Origin of the sequence: Trichococcus palustris, from assembly GCF_900114465.1 — a bacterium.
GTDB classification, from domain to species: Bacteria; Bacillota; Bacilli; order Lactobacillales; family Aerococcaceae; genus Trichococcus; species Trichococcus palustris.
The window spans coordinates 149541-151584 of record NZ_FOTD01000004.1; the positions used below are offsets into that span (position 1 = coordinate 149541).

A 2044-nucleotide genomic window follows, 5' to 3' on the forward strand; every position below is an offset into this window, starting at 1 on the left:
GTACCGGTCATCAAAGTCCCGTAAAGTTCCCATTTTAGCGGGAAGGAGGAGGCTTTGTAGACATTGACATTACCGACAAGATCAGGAACCATGTAGTATTCATTTTGATATTCGAATACGTACGGAGAAGCTGCTCTTGTGCCGTTTGTTTCTTGGCCCAAAACGATTTGGGTGTAGGTCCAGTTAATCATGTCGTTGCTCCAGGCATGTCCGATTTCGTCTGCGGTTGTTTGCGTGTTCGGATTGTAGCCCGCAATGACGTCGAAGAACATGTTGTAGACACCGTCTGCATAAACGATGAATGGCTCAGCCACGCCGGTAACGCCGGTTCTGTCCGTCACCATTTCTTTTGTGATGATCGGATTGGTGACGCCGGTCACAGGATCGGTAATTGGAGCCGTAGGGTCTGCGGGATTTACCGTGTCGGTAGGATTTACTGGATCTATCGGTACTTCAATGGTGCCTGGTTCTGTGAAGACGCCATCCAATGCCAACAAATCAGTGATTGTCATGAAGTCGAAGCCTGCTGCTCGAACGGCAGCTATTATGTACCACAAAGCTTCAGGGGTATCATTGTCATCATGAAGCAAATAAATCGAACCGGGGTACAGGTTATTCACCACTTGATCAGCAATAGCAGTGGCTGTGTAACCGTCCCAATCGTAAGTATCGGTCGTCCAACCAATGGTGTACTCATAACCTAAACTGCCGGCTGTTTCCAACACGGAAGCATCATAATCTCCGTATGGAGGACGGAAGAAAGGTCTGGAGGTGACGCCGGTAGCTCCCACAATGACGTTTTCCATCGTATCGAGTTCGGAAGCTAGTTCATCAGCTGTTATTTGCGAAGAATAAGGGTGTGAATAGGTATGGTTGCCGATGTCATGCCCTTGCGCAACAATCATGGCCAGCAGAGCCGGATCGGTATTGCTATCCGGGAAGAAGGTAGCTTTGACGTTTTGATCTGCAAGGATTTCGAGGATTTCCGTAACGACGTCGGTTTCTTCCAGATCGTCGAAGGTCAAAGAGATGTATTGTTGATTTGTGTCGACATCATCGACCCATCTCGAAGGGCCCGTTCCGAATTCTTCAACTGCAGCCGGTTCTTCCACAACTGGTGCTTCTACAACTGGTGCTTCAGCAACATCCAGACCCAACAGTTCGCTGATTGTGGCGAAGCTGTACCCTGCATTTTTTAAAGCAGAGAGCGAATACCACAAAGAATCAGGTGTGTTGGCTGCCCCGACGCTTGCATGCATCAGGACGATGGAGCCTGGAGTGACATAATTCGTGATGGCATTGCTTATTTCTGTTGCTGAAATCCCTGTCCAGTCAAGGGTATCAATCGACCAACCAATGGTATATTCGTACCCCAAGTTGCCGACCGTTTCCAATACGGAGTCATTATAGGCACCATAAGGAGCCCGGAACAGCGGCCGGGATGTTGTTCCTGTGCTTGCTTGGATGTAATCTTCCATCAGATTGACGTCATTAGCCAGAGCATCTGACGAAATGGTCGTGGAATCAAGATGGGAATAGCCGTGGTTCCCCAATTCATGGCCAGCGTCAACGATTTGTTGAAGCAATTCAGCTGAGGCATCCCCATTCATGAAGAAGGTGGCTTTGATTCCAAATTCATCCAGAATACTGAGGATAGCGGAAAGGTTCTCGTACGAATGACCATCATCAAAAGTCAAGGCAATGACGTTCTCGTTCGTATCAACATGGTTGATCAAGGTTGAAGGAGACGTTGAATATTCTTCTGCCAATGCCATTAGTGCTAAGTTTGCTCCTTCTACGGCAGAAGCTTCGACTATTTCTTCCTCAACAACAGGTTCCACAGCTGGATTGACTTCTGTGACCGTTTCGGTTGGTGGAACGGGTTCAATGACCGTTCCTGCTGGAGCAGTCAAATCGGCAGTAGGTGTTGTTGGGTCAGTCGGATCGGCAACCGTAGCAGCAGGGACAGTCGGATCGACAGTCGTTGCAGTTGGAACGGTCGGATCGACAACCGCAGCAGCAGGGACAGTCGGATCGACAACCG

General features: G+C 49.0%; 1 protein-coding gene. It reads right to left on the reverse strand.

Going from position 1 to position 2044, the window contains the following annotated elements:
• The coding region (locus BM101_RS04335; protein ID WP_093399834.1) for a polysaccharide deacetylase family protein at window positions 1-2044 on the reverse strand (2044 nt) is incomplete at both ends.